Origin of the sequence: uncultured Veillonella sp., from assembly GCF_963551295.1 — a bacterium.
Lineage (GTDB): Bacteria > Bacillota > Negativicutes > Veillonellales > Veillonellaceae > Veillonella.
The window spans coordinates 1-26,972 of record NZ_CAUVFT010000021.1; the positions used below are offsets into that span (position 1 = coordinate 1).

21 protein-coding genes and 1 other RNA gene are annotated in these 26,972 nt (G+C 37.6%); all 22 read left to right on the top strand.

All coding sequences use genetic code 11. The annotated features are described in order from the left end of the window. Nucleotides 1-260, top strand: a transfer-messenger RNA (tmRNA) gene (gene ssrA / locus RYO55_RS06730); the annotation flags it as partial. A 194-nt stretch (nucleotides 261-454) separates the two neighbouring features. Beyond that, a complete protein-coding gene (locus RYO55_RS06735; RefSeq protein WP_314984759.1) occupies nucleotides 455-1,072 on the top strand; it encodes a Type 1 glutamine amidotransferase-like domain-containing protein in 618 nt (205 codons plus the stop codon). Between the two features lie 250 nt (nucleotides 1,073-1,322). Next, a complete protein-coding gene (locus tag RYO55_RS06740; RefSeq protein WP_295815411.1) occupies nucleotides 1,323-2,450 on the top strand; it encodes an efflux RND transporter periplasmic adaptor subunit in 1,128 nt (375 codons plus the stop codon). A 14-nt stretch (nucleotides 2,451-2,464) separates the two neighbouring features. Further along, on the top strand, nucleotides 2,465-5,647 hold the full coding sequence (locus RYO55_RS06745; RefSeq protein ID WP_314984760.1) for a multidrug efflux RND transporter permease subunit: 3,183 nt from the start codon (nucleotides 2,465-2,467) through the stop codon (nucleotides 5,645-5,647). A 155-nt stretch (nucleotides 5,648-5,802) separates the two neighbouring features. Continuing rightward, entirely contained in the window at nucleotides 5,803-6,744 is a 942-nt protein-coding gene (locus tag RYO55_RS06750) for a manganese-dependent inorganic pyrophosphatase (protein ID WP_314984761.1), read from the top strand. A gap of 219 nt (nucleotides 6,745-6,963) precedes the next feature. Beyond that, on the top strand, nucleotides 6,964-9,153 hold the full coding sequence (pcrA, locus tag RYO55_RS06755) for a DNA helicase PcrA (protein ID WP_314984762.1): 2,190 nt from the start codon (nucleotides 6,964-6,966) through the stop codon (nucleotides 9,151-9,153). A gap of 81 nt (nucleotides 9,154-9,234) precedes the next feature. Beyond that, a complete protein-coding gene (gene ligA / locus RYO55_RS06760; protein ID WP_314984763.1) occupies nucleotides 9,235-11,238 on the top strand; it encodes an NAD-dependent DNA ligase LigA in 2,004 nt (667 codons plus the stop codon). Nucleotides 11,239-11,313: 75 nt separating this feature from the next. Then, a complete protein-coding gene (gatC, locus tag RYO55_RS06765) occupies nucleotides 11,314-11,604 on the top strand; it encodes an Asp-tRNA(Asn)/Glu-tRNA(Gln) amidotransferase subunit GatC (protein WP_314984764.1) in 291 nt (96 codons plus the stop codon). 11 nt (nucleotides 11,605-11,615) lie between these two features. After that, nucleotides 11,616-13,076 carry an Asp-tRNA(Asn)/Glu-tRNA(Gln) amidotransferase subunit GatA gene (gene gatA / locus RYO55_RS06770; RefSeq protein WP_314984765.1) on the top strand — a complete coding sequence of 487 codons (1,461 nt, stop codon included), beginning with the start codon at nucleotides 11,616-11,618 and terminating at the stop codon, nucleotides 13,074-13,076. Continuing rightward, a complete protein-coding gene (gene gatB, locus RYO55_RS06775) occupies nucleotides 13,073-14,521 on the top strand; it encodes an Asp-tRNA(Asn)/Glu-tRNA(Gln) amidotransferase subunit GatB (RefSeq protein ID WP_311573734.1) in 1,449 nt (482 codons plus the stop codon). Before gatA ends, gatB begins: the two co-directional genes overlap by 4 nt. 163 nt (nucleotides 14,522-14,684) lie before the next feature. After that, nucleotides 14,685-15,101, top strand: a complete 417-nt coding sequence (locus RYO55_RS06780; RefSeq protein WP_308520968.1) for a DUF4229 domain-containing protein — start codon at nucleotides 14,685-14,687, stop codon at nucleotides 15,099-15,101. Nucleotides 15,102-15,164: 63 nt separating this feature from the next. Further along, nucleotides 15,165-17,006: a DUF4080 domain-containing protein gene (locus tag RYO55_RS06785; RefSeq protein ID WP_314984766.1), complete on the top strand. Its 1,842-nt coding sequence runs from the start codon at nucleotides 15,165-15,167 to the stop codon at nucleotides 17,004-17,006. Between the two features lie 86 nt (nucleotides 17,007-17,092). Further along, nucleotides 17,093-18,058: a TIGR01212 family radical SAM protein gene (locus tag RYO55_RS06790; RefSeq protein WP_314984767.1), complete on the top strand. Its 966-nt coding sequence runs from the start codon at nucleotides 17,093-17,095 to the stop codon at nucleotides 18,056-18,058. 8 nt (nucleotides 18,059-18,066) lie between these two features. Then, on the top strand, nucleotides 18,067-19,080 hold the full coding sequence (locus RYO55_RS06795) for a PhoH family protein (RefSeq protein WP_302498038.1): 1,014 nt from the start codon (nucleotides 18,067-18,069) through the stop codon (nucleotides 19,078-19,080). A gap of 2 nt (nucleotides 19,081-19,082) precedes the next feature. Then, nucleotides 19,083-19,559, top strand: a complete 477-nt coding sequence (gene ybeY, locus RYO55_RS06800; protein ID WP_314984768.1) for an rRNA maturation RNase YbeY — start codon at nucleotides 19,083-19,085, stop codon at nucleotides 19,557-19,559. After that, entirely contained in the window at nucleotides 19,552-20,451 is a 900-nt protein-coding gene (gene era / locus RYO55_RS06805; protein WP_314984769.1) for a GTPase Era, read from the top strand. The genes ybeY and era overlap by 8 nt, the downstream gene beginning before the upstream one ends. Before the next feature lie 55 nt (nucleotides 20,452-20,506). Continuing rightward, nucleotides 20,507-21,838 carry a hemolysin family protein gene (locus RYO55_RS06810; RefSeq protein ID WP_314984770.1) on the top strand — a complete coding sequence of 444 codons (1,332 nt, stop codon included), beginning with the start codon at nucleotides 20,507-20,509 and terminating at the stop codon, nucleotides 21,836-21,838. After that, nucleotides 21,825-22,526 carry a DNA repair protein RecO C-terminal domain-containing protein gene (locus tag RYO55_RS06815; protein ID WP_314984772.1) on the top strand — a complete coding sequence of 234 codons (702 nt, stop codon included), beginning with the start codon at nucleotides 21,825-21,827 and terminating at the stop codon, nucleotides 22,524-22,526. Before RYO55_RS06810 ends, RYO55_RS06815 begins: the two co-directional genes overlap by 14 nt. Nucleotides 22,527-22,855: 329 nt before the next feature. After that, the gene (gene larE, locus RYO55_RS06820; RefSeq protein WP_314984773.1) at nucleotides 22,856-23,602 is read left to right on the top strand and encodes an ATP-dependent sacrificial sulfur transferase LarE; all 747 of its coding nucleotides are present in this window, start codon (nucleotides 22,856-22,858) and stop codon (nucleotides 23,600-23,602) included. Beyond that, nucleotides 23,599-24,354 (top strand): nickel pincer cofactor biosynthesis protein LarB, encoded by a 756-nt coding sequence (larB, locus tag RYO55_RS06825; protein WP_314984774.1) that lies wholly within the window; start codon nucleotides 23,599-23,601, stop codon nucleotides 24,352-24,354. Before larE ends, larB begins: the two co-directional genes overlap by 4 nt. Further along, the gene (larC, locus tag RYO55_RS06830) at nucleotides 24,351-25,625 is read left to right on the top strand and encodes a nickel pincer cofactor biosynthesis protein LarC (protein ID WP_314984776.1); all 1,275 of its coding nucleotides are present in this window, start codon (nucleotides 24,351-24,353) and stop codon (nucleotides 25,623-25,625) included. The genes larB and larC overlap by 4 nt, the downstream gene beginning before the upstream one ends. 54 nt (nucleotides 25,626-25,679) lie before the next feature. Beyond that, entirely contained in the window at nucleotides 25,680-26,957 is a 1,278-nt protein-coding gene (gene larA, locus RYO55_RS06835; protein ID WP_314984778.1) for a nickel-dependent lactate racemase, read from the top strand. Nucleotides 26,958-26,972 lie beyond the last annotated feature (15 nt).

Here is a 26,972-nt window from a genome sequence, read left to right on the forward strand (position 1 = left end):
CATTTAAACGCAGAAGAAAATTTTGCATTAGCTGCATAAGCTACGTCCCTCATACTTGTGCCTACCAAGTGTGAATGGACGTCAAACAGTAGGCTGGTCTAATTTAGTTGTTCATATGAATTAGGCGAGACAATATGAACTGGGGTTGTGTAGCTTGTCTGTGAGCGATAGCAATCCGAGATTTCAATCATAGACTGTACTCGGAGAAGTCTATATGGCAACACTCTTGGACAGGGGTTCGACTCCCCTCATCTCCACCAAATAGAAAAGTACATTTCTGTTAGAAATAATTCTGTGCTTACAGATAAATTTATGATTATTCGGCTATAATAGATATAGAATAGCCGAATAAGTGGTTTTTAAAACCGCCTAGGTAGATTCTTAGGCGGTTTTTTTATATTAAATTAATCTTGCCATTAATAAATAGTTATAAATTTGTGAGAGGTGATAGTTCATGGAAATGTTACTTATGTCATATTTAGCCGGAACAGAAAGTATAACAAAAAAATATCTTTCGAAAATGGTTTCGAATAAGATAGTTTTTATTCCTACTGCTGGTAATGTTGAACCATATACTGGATATATTGATGAAGGTATTGAGATGTTAAAATCTCTAGGCTATGAAGTTGAAATTCTTGATATTACTAAATTTGATGAAACTTATTTGAAGGATAAGTTTTTAAAAACAGAATGTATTTGTATATCTGGTGGCAACACCTTTTATTTGCTACAGGAAATAAAAAGAAAAAATCTTGTGGAGGTACTTTTTAAAAGAATTAAAGAGGGATTATTTTATATTGGTGAATCTGCTGGAGCGATTATTATGTCAGAAAATATTGAATATAGTCAGATGATGGATGATAAAAGTATAGCATCTGAACTAGATGATTATACGGGTGTAAATGTATTTGATCATTATGTTTTACCTCATATAGGGGAATATCCATTTGAAGAATCCACTCAGAAGATACTAGAAAACTATCAAGATAAGATATCATTAGTGGCGATAAATAATAGTGAAGCAATTTTAGTGAATGATAGTGGTTATACTATATATAATGAAAGTTGTTAAATCAAACTTGTGATTTATATTTTTACAATTTAAAAACTATCTGTGTTCACATTAAATAATAAATGTCAATGATTTTTAACTTTTATATTGTATGCAATATATATGATTTTATTTAGGTTTTATCTATGTTCTACAAAGGTAGAGGGGTATCAAAAAAATTGACTTTATCTATAGAATCCTGTAAAATATATAAAGATATTTATGTAATTATGTGACATGAATGATTAGTTTCTGAAAAGGAGTACAGATAATGAAGTATCGTTATTCCCGTATGTTAGCAGCTCTCGTAATGTCTGCTGTGATGATTGCTGGGTGTGGCAACAATCAACAGCAAGCTGGTGAGATTAATGTTAATACATATAAACTTACAGCAAGTGATACACAAGTTGATCAAACATTTGCTGGTACTGTAGTTGCGGAGAACTCTGTAGCTGTACATGCTCGTGTAAGTGGTTATATTGTTGAGAAGTTTGTAAAAGGTGGGGAACAAGTAGTAGCGGGACAACCATTATATCGAATTGATTCTCGTCAATATGAAGCGAGTCTTGCCAATGCAGAAGCACAAGCAGCTCAAGCTAATGCAAACTTGAAAAATGCTGAAGTAGATCTTCAACGTTATGAAACTTTGGCATCACAAGATGCGATTGCTCAACAACGTGTAGATACGCAACGTAGTGCTACAGAGCAAGCTAAGGCTACTTATGAAGCGTATGAAGCATCCGTGAAAATTGCTCAAGATAATATGGGGGATACCATGGTATATGCACCATATTCTGGTACATTACGTCTGGATGACGTAGATACAGGCACTTATGTTCAGGCTGGCTCTACTACATTGGTTACAATCGATTCTATTGATCCAATCTTCGTTGAGTTTAGTATGACTGAGCAAGAATATCTTGATTTTATGAAGAATCCTACAACGGATGATTCTAATGGTCCAAATATTCAATTAAAACTTGCTGATGGCGAAACATATAATGAACTTGGTTCTATCGTGCAAGCGGCTAAGAGTTTAGATCAATCTACGGGTAAGCTTGTATTGAAAGCGTCCTTCCCAAATCCTAATCATTTATTATTACCTAATATGTATGCTACTGTTGTTTCTCCTGGTGAAAAGATTAAAAATGCAATCCTTGTACCAAGTCGTGCAATTTTACAAATCATGGACAAAAACTTTGTTTATGTTGTAAATGCAGCTGGTGTAGTAGAACAAAAGACAGTAGAGATTGGTGGTACTAAAGGTAATGAAACGATCATTAAATCTGGTTTGGCTGCTGGTGATACAATCATCGTTGACGGCTTAACTAAGGTGAAAAATGGCGTAAAAGTAAATGGCAAACTACTAACTAAAGAACAGTTGAAAGCTACAAAATAAAAGGAGGATAGATCGTGTCGAAATTCTTTATTAATCGACCTATCTTTGCCATCGTAATAGCCATTGTTATCACGTTGGTAGGGCTTATCTCTATGATGAACCTTCCGGTAGCTCGATATCCACAAATTTCTCCACCTACAGTTCAAGTTAATACTGCTTATACTGGTGCAACTGCTCAAGTTGTTAATGATACAGTAGCCAGTGTTATTGAAACGCAGATTGTAGGCGTACAAGATATGGACTATATGACATCTAATAGTTCCAGTAACGGTAGCTATTCGTTGACTGTTCAGTTCAATCAAGGTACAGATGCTGATATGGATGCGGTTAATACGCAAAACCGTGTTCAAGCAGCACTTGCACAATTGCCTTCAGAGGTACAAGCTGTAGGTGTTACAACTACTAAATCTTCTGGTGATATGGCACTTATATTCTCTTTGAGTTCACCAAATGGCACATATGATGCAACATTCTTAAAGAACTATGGTACCAATTATATGATGGATACAATCAAATCCATTAAGGGTGTTGGTTCTGTACAGGAGTTCGGATCTGATTATTCTATGCGCATTTGGTTGGATCCTGCGAAGATGCAAAAACTTGGTGTTACTATCTCTGAAGTTACGGCGGCTATAAAAGGTCAAAACTTACAAGCCGCAGCAGGTACAGTAGGGAAAAACCCTACAAATGGTGAACAAGCCTTTCAATATCCTATCAAAATTGATGGACGTCTCGTAACACCTGAACAATTTGGCAATATTGCTATTAAAAGCACTAATGGTAAGGTATTACATCTAAAAGATATCTCCCGTATTCAAATTGGGGCTGAAGGGTATGACTTCATCGCAAAATCTGCTCATAAAGAGGTTGCCGGTTTTGCTATTTCTCTACAAAATGATGCTAATGCATTAGAAACAATTGCTAATGTTAAGAAGGTTCTAGATGAGCAATCTAAATCCTTCCCACCAGATATGCAATATAATGTAGTTGTAGATAATACTAAATTCGTAAGTGCATCTATTAATGAGGTTGAGCATACATTTGTAGAGGCATTGCTCCTTGTTTTAGTTGTAGTATATGTCTTCTTACAATCTTGGCGATCCACAATCATTCCTATGATTGCTGTGCCAGTATCTTTGCTTGGCACATTTGGTGCTTTTGTTTTATTAGATTTCTCTATTAACACTTTGACGCTTTTTGCCATGGTTTTGGCTATCGGCCTTGTTGTTGATGATGCTATCGTAGTGGTAGAGGCTGTTGAATACGAGTTAAAATATAATGGTTTACCTCCAAAAGAGGCGGCTATTAAAGCAATGGAAAATGTGCAAGGACCAGTAATTGGTATTGCCTTTGTATTGACTGCTGTATTTGTACCAGTCGCTTTCATGGGTGGTATGACAGGCATCCTTTACAAACAGTTCGCATTAACGATTGCTGTTTCCGTTGTAATTTCAGCTATTATTGCACTTGTGTTGACACCAGCATTATGTTCTACAATGTTGAAACCACATATATCTAAAAATCGTGAAGATTGGTTACATCGCCAATTAAATAAGTTTAATGCTGCTCTAGAACGATTCAGTAATTGGTATGGCATTCAATTAGCGCGTTTAAGCCATCGTTTGAGTTTAACTGTTATTACATTGCTAGTATTTGCAGGTGGTACAGCCTTAGTATTCCACTTCTTACCAACTTCTTTCGTACCAGCTGAAGATAGTGGTTACTACATGATTGCTATTAATGAGCCACCTGGTGCTACATCTGAACGGACTATGGCTACACTTGAAAAAATTGCATCTTTCTTGGAAGAAAAAAATGATCCTGAAAAACCTAAGGATGAACAATTATTCCAAGAAGTATTTACTGTCGCTGGTTTTGACCTTTTAGGTGGTGGTCAAAAGTCTAGTGCTGGTGTAATTTTTGCTACTATGTCTGACTGGAAATATCGTACTACTGCTGCAACTTCTATTAATGCAATGGTTGGTCAAACCTTTGGTTTTGCCGCTCAAGGTGTACCAGAAGCAACTGTAATTGCTATGAATCCACCATCCATTCCTGGTTTGGGTACAACTGGTGGTTTTAGTATGTACATCATCAACAAAGCTGGCGATAGTCCACAAGTTATGGCTGATCGTACTAATGAATTTATTGCGGAAGCTCGTAAGAGCCCGGCAATTCGATCCATTTATACTACTTTTGATACATCTACGCCGACATTACAATTTGATGTAAATCGTGAAAAAGCGGCTCAAGATGGTGTAGCATTAGCTGATATCTTTACCACTTTGCAAGGGTTCTACGGTAGTATTCAAGTTAACGACTTTACTACTTATGGTAAAAACTATAAGGTTGTAGTCCAAGCGGAAGACGCATATCGTCAAAATGCAGATCAGCTTAATATGTTAGCGGTTAGAAATAGTAATGGCCAAATGGTACCTGTTTCTAACTATATTACAAAGGAACAAACAGGTACACCATCTAGTATCACTCGCTTTGATAATACGATGGCCGTACAAATTGGTGGATCTCAAGCTAGTGGGTACTCCTCTGGTGATGCTATCAACGCATTAAAAGAGGCAGCCGCTAAAACATTACCTACTGGTTATACATATGATTGGGCAGGGCAATCTCGTGAAGAATTAAAAGCCGGTTCTCAAACTATGTTGATTCTTGGTTTAGGCCTTGTTTTTGTATTCTTAATCTTGGCTGCCTTATATGAGTCTTGGAAGGTTCCATTTGCCGTATTGTTCTCCGTACCATCTGGTATGATAGGTGCTTCTTTAGTACCATTCTTATTGAACTTCACAGGCAGATATTCCTTAGCAAATGATATTTATATGCAGATCGGTCTCTTAACCTTGGTTGGCTTGGCTGCGAAAAATGCGATTTTGATTATCGAGTATGCTAAGATTCGCGTTGACGAGCGTGGTATGAATGTTGTTGATGCTGCTATCGAAGCTGCAAAAATTCGTTTGCGTCCAATTTTGATGACATCCTTTGCATTTATCCTTGGTGTATTACCATTGGCAGTATCTAGTGGTGCTGGTTCTGGTGCACGTACTTCTATGGGTATTACTGTAGTAGCAGGGATGACAACAGCTACATTGTTTGGTATCTTTATCATCCCAATGTTGTTTATCATCATTGAAACAATTGGACCTGGTTTGTTTACAAACCGCAAAAAGAATCACGACTAATCATTTATATTAGATAATTTTATAGAATGTTAAAAACACGTCACTACTTAGTAGTGGCGTGTTTTTTTGTATGATTTATGATATAATGATATAGTTAAAAATCGGATTGACGTAAGTCGATATTAAGTATGAAATTAATATAAAAGAGGTATATTATGAGTGATGTAAAAACATATGTAGCAGGTCATAAAAGCCCTGATACTGATTCAATTTGTTCTGCTATTTCCTTTGCTAACTTACTAACACAAATGGGGACACCAGCAACTCCAGTCTGTGCAGGTGAAGCTAACAAAGAAACAACATATATTTTGAACCATTTTGGCTTTGCTCACCCTCAAGTTGTTAAAAATTGGGAAGAGTTTGCTCCAGAAGGCGGTAATTTGTATTTAACAGACCATAACGAATCCAAACAAATAATTGATGGCTATAAATCCATGAATATGTGCGGTGTTGTCGATCATCACCGCATTGGTGACTTCGAAACTGATGGACCTGTATTCATGCGTTTAGAACCTGTAGGTTGCTCTAATACAATCATTACTAAGTTGTACATGGAGAATAATCAAGAAATTCCTAAAGGCGTTGCAGGCTTGATGTTATCTGCTATCATTTCTGATACTGTGTTATTCCGTTCTCCAACATGTACAGAAACAGATAAAGAAATGGCTCATAAATTAGCTGAAATCGCTGGCGTAAATATTGAGTCCTATGGGCTAGATATGTTGAAAGCGGGAGCAGATATTTCTGATTTAACTAACGATGATATCGTTCGTACAGACATGAAAGAGTTCTCTGAAGCAGGTAAGACTATTTCTATCGGTCAAATTTCTGTTATGGATACAACTGATGTATTGGCTAAACAAGGTGAACTAGTACAAGCCTTAGAAGCGCTTCGCAATGCTAATAACTACGATGCATCTTACATCATGATTACAAATATTCTCGATGAGAGTACAACATTGTTGTTTAGTGGCGATGTAGAAGCTGTAGTTACTAAAGCATTTGAAAAAGAAATAAAAGATAATGGTGTATTCTTACCTAATACTATGTCTCGTAAAAAACAAATCGTACCACCAATTCTTGGTGCTATGAAATAGTATACAAACTAAAAAAGAACGTTGCTCGCAACGTTCTTCTTCTCTATTTATAGGGCTTCAAGTATATTGCATGTATATTGTAATTGCTATTATAGATGTGTTTATTTACATATAATAATTTAGCTTTTAATTATACATACTTGTTTCACAGCTTATTAAAGATTATTTATGTATATTTGGAGTTTGTATTGCATATGTAAGGGCAATAGGTGTGTTTCGATGAATTCATTATTAACAGGTTTAAATAAAGAGCAACAACAAGCTGTTCAGCATACGGAAGGCCCTTTATTGATTTTAGCCGGTGCTGGATCTGGTAAAACAAAGGTCTTAACAGTTCGTATTGCACATTTATTGGCACAAGGTGTTAATCCTTATGAAATCTTGGCCATTACTTTCACCAATAAAGCGGCGAAAGAAATGAAAAGCCGTGTAGAAAGTCTTGTAGGCGATGTAGCAAATCGCATTTGGCTCAGTACATTTCATAGCTTTTGTGCTAAGTTTTTACGTTTTGAAATAGATAAATTTTTAGGTTATAACAGCAATTTTACTATCTATGACACATCCGACTCTCAAGCTGTTATTAAATCCGCATTAAAAGCGTTAAATTTGGATGATAAATACTATCCTGTAGGGGCTATGATTGCTGCCATATCAGATGCTAAGAATAAATTACTTTTTGCTTCTGATTTTAGAAAACAAGCACGAGACTTTTACCAACAAAAGGTAGCTGATGTTTATGAGTATTATGAGCGGGAGTTGCGCAAGAATAATGCATTAGATTTTGATGATCTATTATTAGTAGCCGTTAAATTATTACAGTCTAATGCGGCTGTTCTTGATAAATATAGTCATCGTTTCCGTTATGTCATGATTGACGAGTATCAAGATACAAACCATGCTCAATATGTATTGGCGAAATTATTAGCTTCACATTGGAAGAATATCGCCGTCGTGGGTGATGCTGATCAAAGTATTTACGCTTGGCGTGGCGCGGATATTCAAAATATCTTAGATTTTGAAAAGGACTATCCTAATTGTACATCTATTAAATTAGAGCAAAACTATCGTTCTACTAAGATTATTCTCGATGCAGCCAATGCTGTTATCGATAATAATGAAGGCCGCCCAGAGAAAAATCTTTGGACCGATAAAATAGAAGGCGCAAAAATTCAGCATTTTACGGCTCAATCCGAACATGAGGAAGCAGCTTTTATCGGTGACACAATCGCTAAAAAACATGATATTCACGATGTTCCATACGGGGATATGGCCATTTTATATCGTACAAATGCCCAGTCTCGTGTTCTTGAGGAAGCACTCATTAAGCGGGCCTTACCTTATACGATGGTAGGGGGCACAAAATTCTATGATCGTAAAGAAATCAAAGACGTTTTAGCTTATTTACGCGTATTATACAATCCCTTTGATGATTTGAGCTTATTGCGCATCATTAATGTGCCAAAACGGAGTATTGGGGCCACTACAGTTGCTAAACTACAAGACTATGCTCGTGAAAAAGGAACGTCTTTGTTTATGACGCTTACGCAGTTACACTTAATTGATTCTATCAAGGGAAAAACTAAGGAAAAGTTAGAAGAATTCGGTATTCTCATCTTTACTCTTGTTTCTGAAATGGAAGATAAAACTATACTCGATATCTTAGAGTCTATTCTAGACAGAACAGGTTATTTGGCACAATTAGAAGAGAGTACAGACCCACAAGATCAAGCTCGTGCTGAGAATATTGGTGAGCTTTTATCTGTGGCAAAAGACTTCCAAGATACAAATCCATCTGGTACTGTAGAGGACTTTTTAGAGCAAGTAGCACTTGTTAACGATGTAGACTCCTTCGAACAAGAAGAGGCTAAAGTGACATTGATGACATTACATGCTGCAAAGGGTTTGGAATTTTCTATTGTATTTTTATGTGGTTTGGAAGAAGGTTTATTCCCTCATAGTCGTACCTTGATGAACCCTGAAGAAATTGAAGAGGAACGTCGTCTTGCTTATGTAGGTATTACGCGTGCTGAAAAGGAATTATATATTTCTAATGCCACTACTAGAACCGTATTTGGCCGTACTAGTAGTTATTTACCATCTCGATTTATCGATGAAATTCCCGAAGAATTAGTAGATGGCTTACGTGCTAAGCGTAAAGTGCCTGACGATATTAAACGTCATGTACCTCAACATATGAGTGTTACTAGCCGCCCCGTGACGAAGCCAATTGTTCGTAATGAAGTAATTGCCGACTGGAAGGTGGGCGATACGGCTATTCATAGTAAATGGGGTAATGGTAAAGTAATCAACGTAACTGGTGAAGGGGCGGGTATGAAATTGACTATCGAGTTCCCTACACAAGGTGTACGTGTCGTAATGGCAAAATTTGCGCCTGTTAAAAAGGGATGATTCGTCTAATTACGTTTATATTTAAATAGAAAACACATACAATCATATAACTAAATATATTTGTGTATAAAAGGATATAAAATGAATCCGAAAGATAGAATTAAAGAATTGCAACAGGAGCTTACTCATGCGCAGTATTTATACTACGTAAAAGATGCTCCTACTATGAGCGACTTTGAATATGATAAAAAATATCGTGAGCTTGTGGATTTAGAAACAGCTCATCCTGAATATATTGTGCCATCTTCTCCAACACAACGGGTCGGTATGAAGGTAGAAGGCTCCTTTGAAAAGGTCGTTCACGGTCGTCCTATGTTAAGTCTTTCCAATGTATTCAATGCTGATGAAGTACGAGCTTTTGGAAATCGTGTAGAAAAGGAACTTGGTCATAAGCCATCTGCGTATGTTGTAGAACTTAAAATCGATGGCTTAGCGGTTAATTTACATTATGAAAATGGTATGTTTGTTCGTGCCGTTACACGTGGTGATGGTCGCGTTGGTGAAGACGTAACAGCTAATGTACGTACCATTAAATCCATTCCATTATTTTTAGACAATGCGCCAGAGTTTATCGAAGTTCGTGGTGAAGCCTATATGCCTCATAGCGAATTTAAACGTATCAACGAAGAACGTGATGAAGAAGGTCTTCCGACCTTCGTAAATCCTCGCAATGCTGCAGCAGGCTCTTTAAGGCAACAAGACCCAGCTATTACTGCTAACCGGAATCTAGCGTTTTTCGCATATGCTATAGGTTCTGAAGTGGGAGCCAATATTCATAGTCAAGAGGAATTGCTTAAGAACTTAGAGAACTTTAAGTTCTCTGTAAATCCTCATTATCGTGTATGTAAAACAATTGATGAAATAATTGAAGCCATTAATTATTGGGGGGATAAACGCCATGAACTTCCATATGATACAGATGGAATGGTTATTAAGGTAAATAGCTTTGATGATCAAGAGGTTCTTGGTAGCACTGCAAAGGATCCTAAATGGGCCACTGCGTACAAGTATCCACCGGAAGAAGTGGAAACAATCCTAAAAGATATTACAATTAATGTAGGCCGTACAGGTGTTCTAACACCTACTGGTGAGCTTGAATCCGTATTTGTATCTGGCACAAACGTAAGCCGTGTCACATTACACAACCAAGATTTCATCAATGAAAAAGACATCCGTATTGGTGACCATGTTATCATTCACAAGGCGGCAGAAATCATTCCGGAGGTTATCCGTGTTGTTCCTGAAAAGCGAAATGGCTCCGAAATTCCTTTTACCATTCCTAATACATGTCCTGTATGTGAATCTCCTGCAGTTCGTCGTGAAGGAGAAGCGGCAGTTCGATGTACGAATAAACATTGTCCAGCTATTGAAAAGGAACAAATTATCCACTTTGCCTCTCGTGACGCTATGAATATCGATGGCCTTGGTCCTAGTATCGTAGAAAATTTGATCAACAACAAGTTAATTACAAATGTTGTTGATTTATATCATTTAACTGTAGACCAACTTGTTACGATGGACCGTATGGGTAAAAAATCTGCAGAAAATTTGGTGAAAGCTATTGATGACTCTAAATCACGTGGTTTAGACCGTGTATTATATGGATTGGGGATTCGTTTAATCGGCTCAAAGGCTGCAACTACAATTGCTAATGTGGTGCAATCTATAGATCGGTTCATGACTATTACGAAGGATGAACTAGTAGCAGTTGAAGAAATCGGGCCCACAATGGCAGATAGCATCGTTGAATATCGCCAAGATCCTGCTCATGTAGCTATTATTGAAGGCTTAACTCAAGCTGGTCTTAAGATGACCGTAGATGTAGTAGAAGCTGCAGGCAATCAAATGGAAGGCGAAATCGTCGTTCTCACAGGTAAGCTTGAGGTTATGGGTCGCAGTGAAGCCGGTAAAATCCTTGAAGCTCATGGAGCCAAGGTAACTGGTTCTGTTTCAAAGAAGACAACACTCGTCGTAGCTGGAGAAGATAGCGGTAGTAAGCTCACAAAAGCAAATGAATTGGGCATTCGTGTTATGAACGAAGAAGAGTTCGTAGAACTATTAAAAGAACTCGGTGAAATCCAATAAATATATAGTCTTACAATATTTTGAAAATATATACTATTTGCTTTATAATAAATAATTATGAAAGGATGTGTTCCGATGAAAATCAGCCAAGAGGAAATAAAAAATATCGCCTTGCTTTCACGATTGGAAGTTAAGGAAGAACATATGGCACATGTAGAAAAAGAGTTGTCCGACATCTTGACCTATGTTGCTGAACTAAACGCATTAGAACTTGACGGTGTTGAGCCAATGGCTCATGCTGTACCATTACAAAATGTATTCAGAGAGGATGAAACTAAACCATCCCTCGATCATGATTTAGCTTTATCCAATGCTCCAGAAGCAGAAGATGGGTACTTTAAAGTACCTCGTGTTGTACAAGAATAGGAGGTTTCACTGTGCCGACAATTCATGAATTACACAAGAAACTTGTGAATAAAGAAATCAGCGCCGTTGAATTGACGAATGCTGTTATTACTCATAAAGCTAAAGTGGAACCAACTGTACATGCGTACTTATCCGATTCTCATGAACGTGCTTTAGCTACAGCTAAGGCTGTAGACGAAGCGATTGCTAAAGGTGAAGCCATTTCTCCATTAGCTGGTATTCCTGGAGCGATTAAAGATAATATTTGTATTAAAGGTGAGCCTGCAACTTGTGCGTCTAAAATGTTAGAGAACTTTGTGCCTCCATACAATGCGTCTGTTATCGAACGTTTACAAGATAATCATTATATTAGTCTTGGTAAACTTAATATGGACGAATTTGCTATGGGCGGTTCTACAGAAAACTCCGCATTAGCAAAAACTTCTAACCCTTGGAATATAGACTGTGTACCTGGTGGTTCCTCTGGTGGTAGTGCAGCTGCTGTTTCTAGTGGTTCTGCTATTTGGGCGCTTGGTTCTGATACAGGTGGTTCCATCCGTCAACCAGCGTCTTTCTGTGGTGTAGTAGGCTTGAAGCCAACCTATGGTAATGTATCCCGTTATGGTCTTATTGCCTTTGCATCTTCTTTGGACCAAATCGGCCCTATTACACGTGATGTAACAGATGCTGCATTGGTATTGAATGCTATTTCTGGTTATGATGCAAAAGATTCCACATCGATTCCAGGTGCTCGTGTAGATTACACTACAGCTCTTGTAAATGATGTACAAAATCTTAAAATCGGTGTGCCAAAAGAATTCTTTGGCGAAGGTCTCAATAGTGAAGTTCGTAAAGCTATGGAAGAGGCTATCGAAACATACAAAAAATTAGGTGCTGAAATCGTTGAGGTTTCCTTGCCTAACTCTAAATATGCATTATCTGCGTATTATATCATCGCATTGGCAGAGGCAAGCTCTAACTTGGCTCGTTATGACGGTGTAAGCTATGGTATGCGCGTACCGGCGGATAATTTAGTAGAAATGTCTACTAAAACTCGTACAGAAGGTTTTGGCCCTGAAGTACAACGTCGTATCTTGTTAGGTACATATGTATTGAGTGCAGGTTACTACGATGCGTACTATTTGAAAGCATTGAAAGTACGTCGTCTCATCAAAAACGAATTTGATGAAGCATTCTCCAAAGTAGACTTGATTTTGACACCAACTGCTCCTAACACATCTTATAAATTTGGCGAAAAAGCAAACGACCCATTGGCAATGTACTTAGAAGATATCTGTACAGTACCAGCTAACCTTGCAGGTATTCCAGGTATCAGTATTCCAGCGGGGATGAGCAGCAGTAACTTACCAATCGGTTTACAATTGTTGGGGCCTGCAATGGGTGAAGAAACATTGTTACGTGCCGCTTTCACATTTGAACAAGCACGTCCAGACTGTCAATTAGTAGCGCCAACTGGGGAGGTTTCTCTATGAGTAGTAAATACGAAACGGTTGTTGGTTTAGAGGTTCATACAGAGCTTAAGACTAAGTCCAAAATCTTCTGTGGTTGTACCACTGAATTCGGCGGCGATCAAAATACACATGTATGCCCGGTGTGCCTTGGCTTGCCTGGTGCAATGCCTGTGTTAAATAAACAAGTAGTAGAATTTGCTATTAAAGTAGGCTTAGCATTGAATTGCGAAATCCTTAACTTTAACAAGTTTGACCGCAAAAACTACTACTATCCTGATTTGCCTAAAAACTATCAAACATCTCAATATGATTTACCGATTTGTTTGAATGGTCACTTAGACATCGAAGTGAATGGTGAAACTAAACGTATCGGTATTACGCGTATTCACATGGAAGAAGATGCAGGCAAACTCGTTCATAGTGGCAACACTATTTCCGACTCTAAATCTTCTAATGTTGACTATAACCGTACGGGCGTACCTCTTCTTGAAATCGTATCTGAACCAGATATTCGTTCCGGCGCAGAAGCGAGAGCATACGTTGAAAAATTACGTTCTATTTTGCAATATTTAGAAGTATCTGACGGTCGTATGGAAGAAGGTTCTTTGCGTGGTGACTGTAACGTATCCGTACGTTTGCGTGGTACTAAAGAGTTTGGTACACGTACAGAAACTAAGAACGTAAACTCTTTAACAGCTATTCAAAAGGTTGTTGAATATGAAGCATTGCGTCAAGCTAAGTTAATTGAAGCTGGCGGTAAAGTAGATCAAGAAACACGTACTTGGGATGATGCTCAAGGCATTACTATTGGTATGCGTAAGAAAGACGAAGAAAACGACTACCGTTACTTCCCTGAACCAGATTTGGTACCAATTGTAATTACTGACGAAAAAATCGAAGAAGTACGTCGTGCATTACCTGAATTGCAAGATGCTAAAATTGAACGCTTTGTATCTGAATATGGCTTGTCTCGTGAAGATGCAACAATCCTTACTGTATCTCGTAAAACTGCAGACTTCTTAGATGATACTGTTAAAGCAGGTGCAGATGCTAAGACTGTTGCTAACTGGATGCTTGGTGACTTGTCTAAGATGATCAATGAAAGTGGTTTAACATTTGCTGAATCTAAGGTAAGCCCTGAAAACTTAGCTGGTATGATCGCCCTAATCGACAAAGGTACAATTTCCGGTAAAATTGCGAAAAAAGTTATTGTATCTATGTGGGAATCCGGCAAGGATGCTGATACTATCGTAAAAGAAGAAGGTCTAGTTCAAATTACAGATACTGGTGCTATTGAAGAGATTGTTAAGCAAGTTATTGCTAAGAACCCACAACCAGTAGCAGACTTTAAAAGCGGTAACGGCAAAGCTATTGGCTTCTTAGTTGGTCAAGTTATGAAAGAATCTAAAGGCCGTGCTAACCCTGGTATGGTAAATGAATTACTTAAAAAATTCTTAAATGACTAATATGAGTGTTAGCCTATATTAGCATTAAGCAATATAAAAAAGAATCCCTTCAGATATATGAGTTTATATCTGAAGGGATTTCTATTTGCCATTCTGATACTAAAATATGATATAATAAATTGTATAAAATCAATTAGTATTTGGTCATATAAAGGAAATACATATGAATGATCAACATAATATAAACAATAATCAAAATACATATAGAAATGGTCAATCAGGTGATACTTATAGTAACAATCCTTATTTTACTGCACCTAATACGCGCGTATTATCCGATGATGAGCGACGAGAATTTGATGGTGTAACTATTGAAGAAGTAGGCGATTCCGTTCATGTAGATTCAACGCCAACCAATATAAATGAAGAGCAACAATATTACAATGAACATAATCAATACGAACCGAAAGTTAAGGTGTATAGCTTTAGTAGTACAAGCTGGCTTAGTCGAATTATATTATTCATTGTTTTAGCGATTATTTTGGCTGCCGTTGTATTCTTTGGCAGTATCATTCTCACTGTCGCATCTGTTGTTATTTTAGTGGGTGCCATTATTTCTATTATATTTAGTCTCTTTTAATGGTATAATACATATATTATGACTAGACGGTGGCTGAGCCATTCGATGATTTAAAGGGGACCTATGAACGTAGTTTTATCCACATTAAATTCAAAATTTATACATTCTTCTCTGGCTTTGCGTTATCTCAAAGCGTATGGGCAGGCTCACGGACAGGCATACGATATAGTAGAATATACTATTAATATGCCTGTTTTACATATTCTTAGCGATATTACAGAGCGCAATATTGATGTATTGGGCTTTGCTTGCTATATCTGGAATATTGACATGACTTTACATGTTGTGGACATGGTGAAAGCTGTTCGACCAGATATTAAAATCATTTTAGGTGGGCCAGAGGTATCTTTTACAGCAGATGAAATTTTAAATCGTTGTACTGCTGTTGACTATGTTGTACAAGGTGAAGGAGAAGAAGCCTTTTATCAACTTATTAGTGCACTAATAGATGGCAAGGATGGTCTAGAAGACGAGATTCCTGGAGTACGTGGTCGCCATATTTCTGGCCAACTCTTGGGCTCTACTGATACGGTGGAGGTAAAAAATCTTAGTACCATACCATTCCCTTACGTAGAAGAGGATATGGTCGATTTAGAACATAAAATCATCTACTATGAATCCTCTCGGGGATGTCCATTCTCTTGTCAGTACTGCTTATCTGGGAATAAAAATACAGTTCGTTTTTTTCCGCAAAATAGAACCCTCAAAGAACTACAGTGGTTTATCGATCATAAGGTAAAACAAGTTAAGTTTGTTGATAGAACCTTCAACTGTGCACCGAAGCATCATCGTCCATTGATGGAATTTATGCGCGATGCTGATACAGAGACGAATTTCCATTTAGAAATGGAACCAGAGCTAATGACGGAATGGGAAACAAATATTCTCTGTGAAACACCTCCAGGTCGTATTCAAATCGAGGTAGGCGTTCAAAGTACGCATAAGAAAACCTTAGATGCTATTAATCGATACAATGACTGGCCGTACATTCAAAAGGCTATTCGTCCTATCATTGAAGCAGGTCGAACTCATGTACACATGGATTTAATCGTAGGCCTGCCATACGAGACTAAACAGCGATTTGGTTTATCCTTTAATGATCTTTTTAGTTTACAACCTCATGCGTTACAAATAGGGTTCTTGAAACTTTTAAAAGGATCTGGTGTACGTCGCATGGATGAGTATCAATATATTAGTGATCCTTTAGCGCCATATGAGGTACTAAGCACTCATGTGCTCCCTTATAGAGACATACGCTTCTTAAAACATTTTGAAGATGTCTTTGAACGCTTCTATAATAGTGAGCGTTTTAGAACAGTCTTTGGTTATATAGGTAGTAAGCTCATAAAGGAACATACTGATACATCTATAACTGGTGAGGATAGATTAACTACTAATCATGTACCACCTATGAAAAAGTACGATCCATCTAAAGTGGAGATAAAAAAAGATGCCTTTTCCTATTTCTGTGATATGACACAGGCTTGGCTCGATGCGGGTAATCATAAGATTAATTTAAAAGATATAGATCAAATTGAGTTTTTGTACAATTTCTTCTTAGCTAAAGGCGATACAGTGGCTGCCGAATTATTACAATATGATACACTCGTTAGTTATCGCGGTAAGGTTCGCAGTGAAGCCGTTGGTTTACCGAAGCAGACAAAAGAACTTTTACAAGAAGGGGAAGCATTCTGGCGCAATGAAAAAATTGCATCTCAGTATATTCCTAATTATACATTTAAAGAGTGGCGCAAAATTCGTCAACAATATGTAGAAATGCCTATGTCTAAGGACACGGCTAAAGTGTTAGGTATAGAGAATGTACCAAATGTACCTTTTACAGTTGTAATCGACGTAAATAAAGAGGTTAAACCCTTTATACGTCCTGAAGTAGAGGCTTGTTAGTTACAATTAGTTATATAATGTTAAGGCATATACAGTTAAGAATTGTAGACTAATAAGCGATGATTGGTTAGTTTAATAGGAGTGTTATGACCGATACAACGAGACCAAAACGATACCGCATGGTATCTAAATATTATAAAGAAACCTATGGGGAAAAGGTTTATAAATTGCCTGTAGCATTACCATTGACTTGTCCAAACCGAGATGGTTCAGCTGGTGTTGGAGGCTGTACCTTTTGTGGTGAAATTGGGGCGGGCTACGAAAACCGTCCTGCGTGGATGACGGTACGCATGCAATTAGAGGAAAACATTGCTCACATAGGCCCTAAGTATAAGGCTAAAAAATTTATTCCTTATTATCAAAACTTCAGTAATACTTACTTGAGTCTTGATGATTTTAAAAGCTATATGGAGCAAGGTTGCATTGACGAAGCCGTGGGTATTGCCATTGCTACGAGACCAGATTGTATCGCCGATGAATATCTAGAAATCTTGGCGGATATTCGTGACCGCTTTCAAAAGGATATCTATATTGAGTTAGGTCTTCAAACGGTTAACTATGAGACATTAGAAAAAATTAATCGCGGTCATGATTTAGCCCAGTTTATTGATGCCGTATTACGAATTAAGCGCTATGGATTTAACATAACAACTCATATGATAGTTAATTTACCATGGGATACCATGAAGGATACTATTGAAGGGGCTCGTATTTTGTCAGCCCTTGGTGTAGATCAAGTTAAATTACATGCGTTATATATCGTTAAAAATACATTGATGGCCATGTGGTATCAAGAAGGTCAGTTTACCTTAATCAGTGCTGAAGAATATGCTGACCGAGTTGTTAATTTTGTACGTCATTTACACCCTGACATTGTATTGCAGCGCCTTGTAGGTAGAGCGCCTGAAGATAATACGCTTTTTACAAATTGGTCCATGGGTTGGTGGCGCGTACAAGATTTAATTGATGATAAGCTAGACGAACTGGATGCACATCAAGGTGATCTATGTGATTACCTAAATGGTAAAGCAGTTCGTAAATTTATAGATTAGGAGGTTGTATGAGCGAACAAATATTTACATTTCCTACATATGACCTAGCACAATCCATACTAGGTCAACATAATCGATATTTACATATGATGCTTGAAGTCATCTCCGCCGATGTAGTAGCTCGAGGTGATACGGTAGTTATCAAGGGGGATGAGGATCAAGTCAATGCCCTCTATCGTACTCTAGAAGAATTAGTATTTCTCTATCGTGAAGGCAGTACGATTACTGAGTCTCAGGTGCGTATTGCAGCTAAACTTGTCGCTAATGGTAAGGCTGATGCTGTACATACTATGTTTGAAGATACCTTATCTGTTAATATGCGTGGCAAAAATATTACGCCTAAAACGGAAGGTCAAAAATACTATGTAGACAGCATTCGTAAAAATACCATTACTTTTGGTATTGGTCCTGCTGGTACAGGGAAAACGTTCTTGGCGGTAGCTTTAGCTGCATTCTATTTGAAAAACCGTAATGTGGATAAAATCATTTTGACTCGACCTGCTGTAGAGGCTGGTGAACGATTAGGTTTCTTACCGGGTGAATTACAAGACAAGGTAGACCCGTATTTGAGACCCCTCTATGATGCATTACACGAAATGTTTGGTATCGAGCAAGTACAACGCTTTATGGAGCGCGGAACAATTGAGGTCGCACCTTTGGCATATATGCGTGGACGTACATTGGAAAATGCCTTTGTTATTCTAGATGAGGCTCAAAATACGACGGCTGAACAGATGAAGATGTTCTTAACCCGTTTGGGTAACAACTCTAAAATGGTAGTCAATGGTGATAAGACACAAATCGACTTGCCTCCACGTGTCGTATCAGGTCTCGGAGAGGCTGAAAAGGTATTGCGGCATGTACCTGGTATTAATATGGTTTACTTTAGCGATCAAGACGTTGTTCGTCACGATTTAGTAGGCCGTATTGTAAAAGCTTACGATCAGTATCATGAACGTAAATTAGCTGGTGAGACTGCGGAAACTAACGCAGCATCTAAAGAGAGTGTAGCGAAAGGATAAGCATGTATATAAACATTAGCTATGATGAAGGAATTCAAGAGGATTCGAATATTGAGGCTGTTATACGCAAGGTCTGTGATGAAGTGAGTCGCGTATATGGTCTTGAAGAAGATGAAATGAGTATTTTGCTGTGTGATAATACAAAGATTCACGAACTTAATAAAAAATACCGTGGAATCGATAGACCTACAGATGTATTGTCCTTTGCCCTTAATGAGGGGGATGATTACGAAGGTAGTAAAGAGGAACATCATCTACTCGGAGATATGATTATATCCTTAGAGCGCACTCGTGAACAGGCTATTGAATATGGACATAGTTTTGAGCGAGAATTAGCATACTTGACGACTCACAGCTGTTTACATATCTTAGGCTATGATCATATGAACGACGAAGATAAAAAAGAGATGCGCACAGAGGAAGAATTTATCCTAGGTAATCTCGGTTATGTGCGGGAGGATGCACCATATAATGAATAACAAGGAACATTTTAAATCAGGCTTTGTAGCCGTTGTAGGTCGACCAAATGTTGGCAAATCTACCTTAATTAATGCTCTTATTGGTGATAAAATCGCTATCGTATCCGATAAGGCTCAAACAACTCGTAACCGTATCATCTGCGTATATACAGACGAAAGAAAACAAATCGTATTCATGGATACACCTGGTGTGCATAAACCAAAACATAAATTAGGTGAATTCATGGTAGATGCTGCTATCGAGTCCTTAAAAGAAACAGAAGCCGTTTTATTTGTCGTAGCAGGTAATGAAAAACGCGGTCCTGGGGACAACTTTATTATTGAACAATTGAAACGTGTAAAAGTTCCTGTATTCTTGGTAGTTAATAAGATCGATACTCTAAAAAAAGAAGAGCTTTTAGAAGCCATCGTGTCTTATCAAAATGCATATCCTTTTGCTGGTGTTATTCCGATTTCAGCAAAAGATAAAGAGAATATACCAGAGATTCTTAAGGTATTAGAAGAAACCTTGCCTGAAGGTCCACAATATTTCCCAGAGGACATGATTACGGATCAACCGGAACGCCTTATCATTTCTGATATCGTTCGAGAAAAAATCTTGTTAGCTACTCGTGATGAAATTCCTCATGCTATCGCTGTAGACGTAGATGAGATGAAAACACGCGATGATGGTACGACTTATATTCGGGCTACTATTTATTGCGAACGAGACTCTCAAAAGGGTATCATTATTGGTAAAAAAGGTGCTTTGTTAAAACAACTTGGTGCTGAAGCGCGTGCAGATATTCAAAAACTATTGGCTACAAAGGTTTACTTAGACCTTTGGGTTAAAGTTAAAAAAGATTGGCGAAATAAATCTGGTATGTTATCTGAACTTGGTTATAAAAAATAATTTGATATAATAAAAAGATAATAAGTATTTCCATAATCATATGAAAGGAATAAAGATGGATAGTGTAGATGGCCTGATACCCGTCGGGTTTGGTCTGTTATGTATTTTTCTAATTAACTTTTTTGTGGTTGCAAAGTTCTCCTTTGCCCGCCTTCGTAAAGAACATGTAGAGGATATGGATATTCTTTTAGAAAAGGATAGAGAGTTTTTATTAAAGCTCTATCAAAATCCTGAGTATTTTTTAAATACTACGCAGTTTTTGATTCTATTTTTTATCTTGGCCCTTGCAGGCACTGGTACATTTGTATTTGATAATATCGTTGATCGTTTAGTTGCGGTTCTTAATATTCATAGTACATGGATGCATTTGGTACTAGATGTTATTTTATTACTATTAATTAGTTTAATCGTTTTAATCTTCGGCGAAATTGTACCTAAAGCATTGGGCTTATCCTTCCCTACGAAATACGTGAATACCTATAGCCGTATCGTGGTGGCTGCCGGTCGCTTGGTATATCCTTTTATTTGGATTGCTAGTAAAATTTCCAATGTTATTCTAGGCTTTTACAAAACAAAATATTTGACGGAGCTAGACCTTGTGTACTCTGAAGAAGAAATTCGTATGATGATTTCTCGAAGCCACGAGGAAGGGCAACTTGACCAAGTAGAGTCTGAGTTAATCGATAATGTTTTTAACTTTGTAGATCGCATGGCTAAAGAGGTTATGGTCCCTCGTCAAGACGTAGATTGCGTATTCGTTGAGAACGGTTACGATGAAGCGATGAAGGTTATTCGCTCTAAAGTACATACACGTTATCCACTCTGTGTAGAGGATAAGGATCACATTATTGGCCTTGTTCATATTAAAGATTTAATGGAACGCCCTAATCAAGCCCGTAAAGATTTGCGCAATATTAAACGAGATATCCTTACTGTTCCTGAAGTAATGAAATTATCTACCTTGTTGCAATATATGAGAACGCGCCGTATTTATCTAGCCGTTGTAGTAGATGAATATGGTGGCATGGTTGGTCTCGTAGGCTTAGAAGATATTATCGAAGAGTTGGTTGGGGATATACAAGACGAGCATGAGCCGCATTTGCCGGCTACGATGTCCTATGCAGATGGTTCCTTCGAGTTTGATGGCAAGGTCCTCGTAGACGAAGTAGAAGAGATTATGAATATTGAAATTGATAATTCTGACTCTGATACAATCGGTGGCTATGTCTTTGGTTTATTAGAACGTACACCAATCGTAGGTGATACGGTGGATGCTCATGGTTATACCTTTGAAGTTACGCAAATGCAAGGTTATCGTATTTCTCGCATTAAAGTAACACCTATACCAGTAGAGGAGCCAACAGAAGAAGAAAATGAAGAAGCTTAATGGTGGTTTTAATACACCTGCCATCGTCATAAGTCGAAAAAAATATAAGTTATATTCCGTATTTACCTTTATTACTCCTGGTTTAGGTCTCATCCGAGCATCGATTCCACATAAGCGAATGATAACGATGCGCAACAGTTCTTATTTACGTCCATTTAGTGCCATGTATATTACAGTCGTACCTGATGGGGAATATGTAAATGTTACGCAAATTGATGGCTCTTATGTGGTGGAGTCCTTAGATGTAAACCTCGATAATATTGCTTATGCAGCGGTAGCGAGTGAGCTTATTCAAGAATTATTTGCCATGTATGACGTAGATCGTAAAGTCTTTGATACGGTAGTAAATTACTCCAAGCAAATTCGACGTCGCAATGTACAATTGGGAACGATAATGCTTGGATGGCAATTATTATCTCTCGCAGGGGTTGTACCTAGTGCTAATGCTTTTAGCCATCAAGATGGAATCGATCCATTTTGGATGCAGGTGAGAGAATCAACAAGTCTTACTATTTCGCCCTCTGTAAAAGCCGCATTACCTCAGATTTTAGCTTACCAGTGGGGTGAAGATACGCCTTTAGAACTTCCAAAAACAATATGGAAGGAATTTGAGAAGCTTTTATTCTCGTACTGTGAGCAAGAAATAGGTAAGCCGTTACAAAGTGTTAAATTTTTGATGAGTATATAAAGATTTAATATATATATTAAAAGAATTAATATGTCTTTTGCTTATAATATTTTTTTCTTAATATTAAACCACTTGTCTAATAAAGGTCTTACAAATCTTTTTAAGTCAGGTGGTTTTCTTATATAGAAAAAAAGCAATTTGATACATCCACATTTATCTTATTTATGAGTTAGAAATATTAATTCAAAAAGTTTATACTACATACATAAGTTAGTTGTTTAATTGAATCTATAAGAATCTGTGTTGATAGAGTCTTTGTTTGAGACTCTATTTTTGTTTTTATATAGAATACTATAGAGTATAGAAAATTAATAAAGGTAACATAAGTTATGAATTTGGTAGAGTATTTAACGAGTCTTGGTAATATAGCAGTTGCCTTGTCAGGCGGAGTGGATTCATCCTACTTAGCATATGCGGCCAAACAATCTGGTATTCCATGCAAGGCATATACTGTGAAATCTCAGTTTGTACCACAATTTGAATTAAATGATGCCAAAAAAATTGCAGAATTTATAGATATTCCCTTAGAAATCATAGATATAGATGTGCTTGCACATGATGATGTAACGAGTAATCCAGACAATCGTTGTTATTACTGCAAACATCATGTGTTCACAACGATAAGTGAATATGCTAAACGCGATGGATTTACCGTATTATGCGATGGAACTAATGCAAGTGATGATATAGATGATCGCCCTGGTATGAGAGCCATAGCTGAGCTATCTGTTAAGTCGCCATTGCGAGACTGTGGTTTAACAAAATCTATTATACGAAAATTAGCTCAACAGGCTAATTTATTTACTTGGAATAAACCATCTTATGCTTGCTTAGCTACTAGATTTCAAGCGGGACAACGTATAACTGGTAATGATTTAGAACATATCGAACGAGCAGAAAGGTATTTATTTTCCTTAGATCTATCAGATTTTCGTGTTCGTTTGATAGGAAACAATGCTAAAATTCAAGTTCCTGAAAATCAAATTGCTATTGTTATTAAAAATAGGATTGAGATTCTTACATATTTAAAATCTATGTTTGATGATGTTGTATTAGATTTAGAGGTGCGTTCATGAGTGAAAACATTAGAACTCTTTTAGAGCAAGTAAAAAATGGACAGATAGATGTGGATGCCGCCTTATTAAAGCTAAAGATGAAGCCTTTAGATGATTTAGGGTATGCAAACGTTGATTTACATCGTCAATTGCGCCAAGGTGTGCCAGAAGTTATATATGGTGCCGGTAAAACTAGTGAACAAATCGTGGGTATTATCTCTTCCATGCAGTCCAACGGGCAAGATCAGATATTGATTACACGCTTAGCACCTGATGTGGCCGCAGAGATTCAAGAACAACATTCATTGACATATATCAAGGATGCTCATATCGGCTATATTGGTGACATGCCTACAAAGAAAACAGAAGCTAGTATAGCTATTGTTACTGGCGGTACAAGTGATTATAAAGTAGCTGAAGAATGTGCTATTACGGCTGAGTTTTACGGTAATAGGGTCAATCGAATTTATGATGTAGGTGTAGCGGGTATTCATCGATTGTTACAACATTTAGATACCATCATGTCTGCTAAGGTTATCGTTGTTATTGCGGGCATGGAAGGGGCCTTAGCTAGTGTAGTTGGTGGCCTCGTGGATGTACCTGTCATTGCTGTGCCGACTAGTGTAGGCTATGGAACGGCCTTTGGGGGCGTGACGGCGTTATTATCTATGCTCAATTCCTGTGCTAGCGGTGTTACTGTTGTCAATATAGACAATGGGTTTGGTGCTGCTTATACGGCGAATATGATTAATCATATAGGTGAATGTAAATGAAACGATTATTTTTAGATTGCCAAATGGGTATTGCAGGCGACATGCTGACCGCTACATTACTCGGTTTAGTAGATGACTCTAAAATGTGGATAGAAAGGCTTAATCAAATAGGATTGCCTGATGTTACCTATACACTAATACCGAAAGAAGATAAGGGATTACAAGGCTATCGGGTAGCTGTTACGATTAATGGTATAGAAGAATCTGAAAATCATGATGAGCATCATAATCATCATGATGCTCATCATGAACATATCAAACATAGTGAGACACATGGGGACGGAGAACATTCGGAGCATCATGTACATAGCGAACAGCATGTGCATGGCCGAGGATTACAAGATGTAAGGGATATAATTAATAGTTTATCTATTTCTGATACGTGTAAACAGAATGCCATAAATGTATATAATCTGGTAGCAAAAGCGGAGACTAAGGTTCATAAATCAACGGTGACACAAATTCATTTCCACGAGTTAGGTATGCTTGATGCTATTGCAGATATTGTGGCCGTTTGTGTACTCATAGAGGAATTGAAGTTTAATGAGATTATCATCTCTCCTATACATGTAGGAACTGGAACTGTTCACTGTGCTCATGGAGAACTACCTGTACCAGCACCAGCAACAATGGAATTATTAGCTGGTATACCAATATATGCAGATTATCAGATTAAAGGAGAGCTGTGCACTCCTACAGGTGCTGCATTAGCACAGTATTTTGGCACATCGTATAGTAATATGCCTGTTATGACACCAGCAAAGGTATCTTATGGGTTTGGCACGAAAAAATTTGAGAGACCAAATTGCATTCGTGCTTTTGTAGAACTTTTACATGATTCAGAGGATACAATCATTGAACTGTCTTGCAATCTCGACGACATGACGCCAGAAGAAATTGGCTATGCAGTAGAACAGTTAGTTCTTTCATCAGCTTTAGATGTATTTACCACACCGATTATGATGAAAAAACAACGACCTGGCACGATGCTGACTGTCCTTTGTAAGGTAGACGATATCGACAATGTGCGAGATTTAATCTTTAAGCATACTACAAGCCTTGGTATTCGGTACCATCGCTGTGATAGATATATTTTGAACCGTTCTACAGGAGATATAGACTGGGAAGGGCATACAATTGCTTTCAAAAAAAGCTGTGGTTTTGGTGTGGTGAAACATAAATATGAATATGATTCGCTCGCTGCCATTGCTAATTGTAATGATATGAGTTTATTAGACCTTAAACGACAATTGCGTAATAAGGAGGATTGATTTGTCGTAGCAGGTTATTTATAGTTTGATAGTTTTAGTTAAGGAGTGATTCTCATGAAAACATTTAATGTACCCTATGCTAAAGGTTTTGTAGATATCAATATTCCTGATCAAAATATAGCAGGTGTATTAGAATCTAAAGCACATTCCTATAAGGCGGAGCTTTCACAAGAAGCATTGGTAGAACATGCGCTAGATAACCCTATCGGCAGCCAACGCTTGGAAGAATTGGTTAAGGGTAAATCCAACATGGTCATCATCACAAGTGATCATACGCGTCCAGTGCCTAGTAAAATTACGATGCCAATTTTACTTCGCCGTATTCGTGAAGCCAATCCATCCATCGATATTACCATTTTATTAGCTACTGGTTTCCATCGCCCTACTACACATGAAGAAATGATAGATAAATTCGGTCCTGAAATCGTAGCCAATGAAAAGATTGTAAACCATATCTCTGGCGATGCTAGCCAAATGACTAAAATCGGCGTGTTGCCATCCGGTGGGGACTGCATCATCAATAAACTAGCTGTAGAAACTGACCTATTAATTTCTGAAGGTTTTATTGAACCACATTTCTTTGCGGGTTTTTCTGGCGGTAGAAAAAGCGTATTGCCAGGTATTGCTTCCGAAGTAACTGTAATGGCAAATCACTGTGCTGAATTTATCAACAGCCCCTATGCTCGTACAGGTATTATCGAGAACAATCCAATTCATAAGGATATGGTATACGCTGGACGTACTGCAAAATTAGCATTTATTTTAAATGTTGTCATCGATGCTGAAAAACATATTATCAATGCATTTGCTGGTGATATGGAACAAGCTCATGAAACAGGCTGTTCTTTTGTGTCTGAACTAGCCAGTGTAAAAGCTGTACCAGCAGACATCGTCATCACTACAAATGGTGGTTATCCTTTAGACCAAAACGTATATCAAGCTGTAAAAGGTATGACCGCTGCTGAAGCATCCTGTAAAAAAGATGGTGTTATCATCATGATTGCTGCTTGTAATGATGGTCATGGTGGGGAATCTCTATATGAAAACCTTAAAAATGCAAAAACACCTCGTGAATTACTAGACTGCATTGCTAAGGTTCCTCGTAATGAAACAATTCCAGACCAATGGGAAATGCAAATCTTGGCTCGTATTCTAGATCAATTTACAGTTATAGTGGTAACAGACCAATGCGATCCTAAGATGCTTACAGATATGCATTTGCAACATGCTAGCACATTTGATGAAGCATTGAATAAGGCTTTGGAATTAAAAACTAAAGATGCAAGTATTACAGTCATTCCTGATGGCGTATCTGTTGTAGTGAAAGCTTAATTTGAATCAGTATAT

What these genes read in the sequence shown, in the direction of transcription:
- larB (WP_314984774.1), top strand. Translation starts at nt 23,599, where the DNA reads ATGAGTGAAAACATTAGAACTCTTTTAGAGCAAGTAAAAAATGGACAG.
- larC (WP_314984776.1), top strand. Translation starts at nt 24,351, where the DNA reads ATGAAACGATTATTTTTAGATTGCCAAATGGGTATTGCAGGCGACATG.
- era (WP_314984769.1), top strand. Translation starts at nt 19,552, where the DNA reads ATGAATAACAAGGAACATTTTAAATCAGGCTTTGTAGCCGTTGTAGGT.
- larE (WP_314984773.1), top strand. Translation starts at nt 22,856, where the DNA reads ATGAATTTGGTAGAGTATTTAACGAGTCTTGGTAATATAGCAGTTGCC.
- RYO55_RS06780 (WP_308520968.1), top strand. Translation starts at nt 14,685, where the DNA reads ATGAATGATCAACATAATATAAACAATAATCAAAATACATATAGAAAT.
- RYO55_RS06810 (WP_314984770.1), top strand. Translation starts at nt 20,507, where the DNA reads ATGGATAGTGTAGATGGCCTGATACCCGTCGGGTTTGGTCTGTTATGT.
- gatB (WP_311573734.1), top strand. Translation starts at nt 13,073, where the DNA reads ATGAGTAGTAAATACGAAACGGTTGTTGGTTTAGAGGTTCATACAGAG.
- ybeY (WP_314984768.1), top strand. Translation starts at nt 19,083, where the DNA reads ATGTATATAAACATTAGCTATGATGAAGGAATTCAAGAGGATTCGAAT.
- RYO55_RS06790 (WP_314984767.1), top strand. Translation starts at nt 17,093, where the DNA reads ATGACCGATACAACGAGACCAAAACGATACCGCATGGTATCTAAATAT.
- ligA (WP_314984763.1), top strand. Translation starts at nt 9,235, where the DNA reads ATGAATCCGAAAGATAGAATTAAAGAATTGCAACAGGAGCTTACTCAT.
- larA (WP_314984778.1), top strand. Translation starts at nt 25,680, where the DNA reads ATGAAAACATTTAATGTACCCTATGCTAAAGGTTTTGTAGATATCAAT.
- pcrA (WP_314984762.1), top strand. Translation starts at nt 6,964, where the DNA reads ATGAATTCATTATTAACAGGTTTAAATAAAGAGCAACAACAAGCTGTT.
- RYO55_RS06735 (WP_314984759.1), top strand. Translation starts at nt 455, where the DNA reads ATGGAAATGTTACTTATGTCATATTTAGCCGGAACAGAAAGTATAACA.
- gatC (WP_314984764.1), top strand. Translation starts at nt 11,314, where the DNA reads ATGAAAATCAGCCAAGAGGAAATAAAAAATATCGCCTTGCTTTCACGA.
- RYO55_RS06815 (WP_314984772.1), top strand. Translation starts at nt 21,825, where the DNA reads ATGAAGAAGCTTAATGGTGGTTTTAATACACCTGCCATCGTCATAAGT.
- RYO55_RS06750 (WP_314984761.1), top strand. Translation starts at nt 5,803, where the DNA reads ATGAGTGATGTAAAAACATATGTAGCAGGTCATAAAAGCCCTGATACT.
- RYO55_RS06785 (WP_314984766.1), top strand. Translation starts at nt 15,165, where the DNA reads ATGAACGTAGTTTTATCCACATTAAATTCAAAATTTATACATTCTTCT.
- RYO55_RS06740 (WP_295815411.1), top strand. Translation starts at nt 1,323, where the DNA reads ATGAAGTATCGTTATTCCCGTATGTTAGCAGCTCTCGTAATGTCTGCT.
- RYO55_RS06795 (WP_302498038.1), top strand. Translation starts at nt 18,067, where the DNA reads ATGAGCGAACAAATATTTACATTTCCTACATATGACCTAGCACAATCC.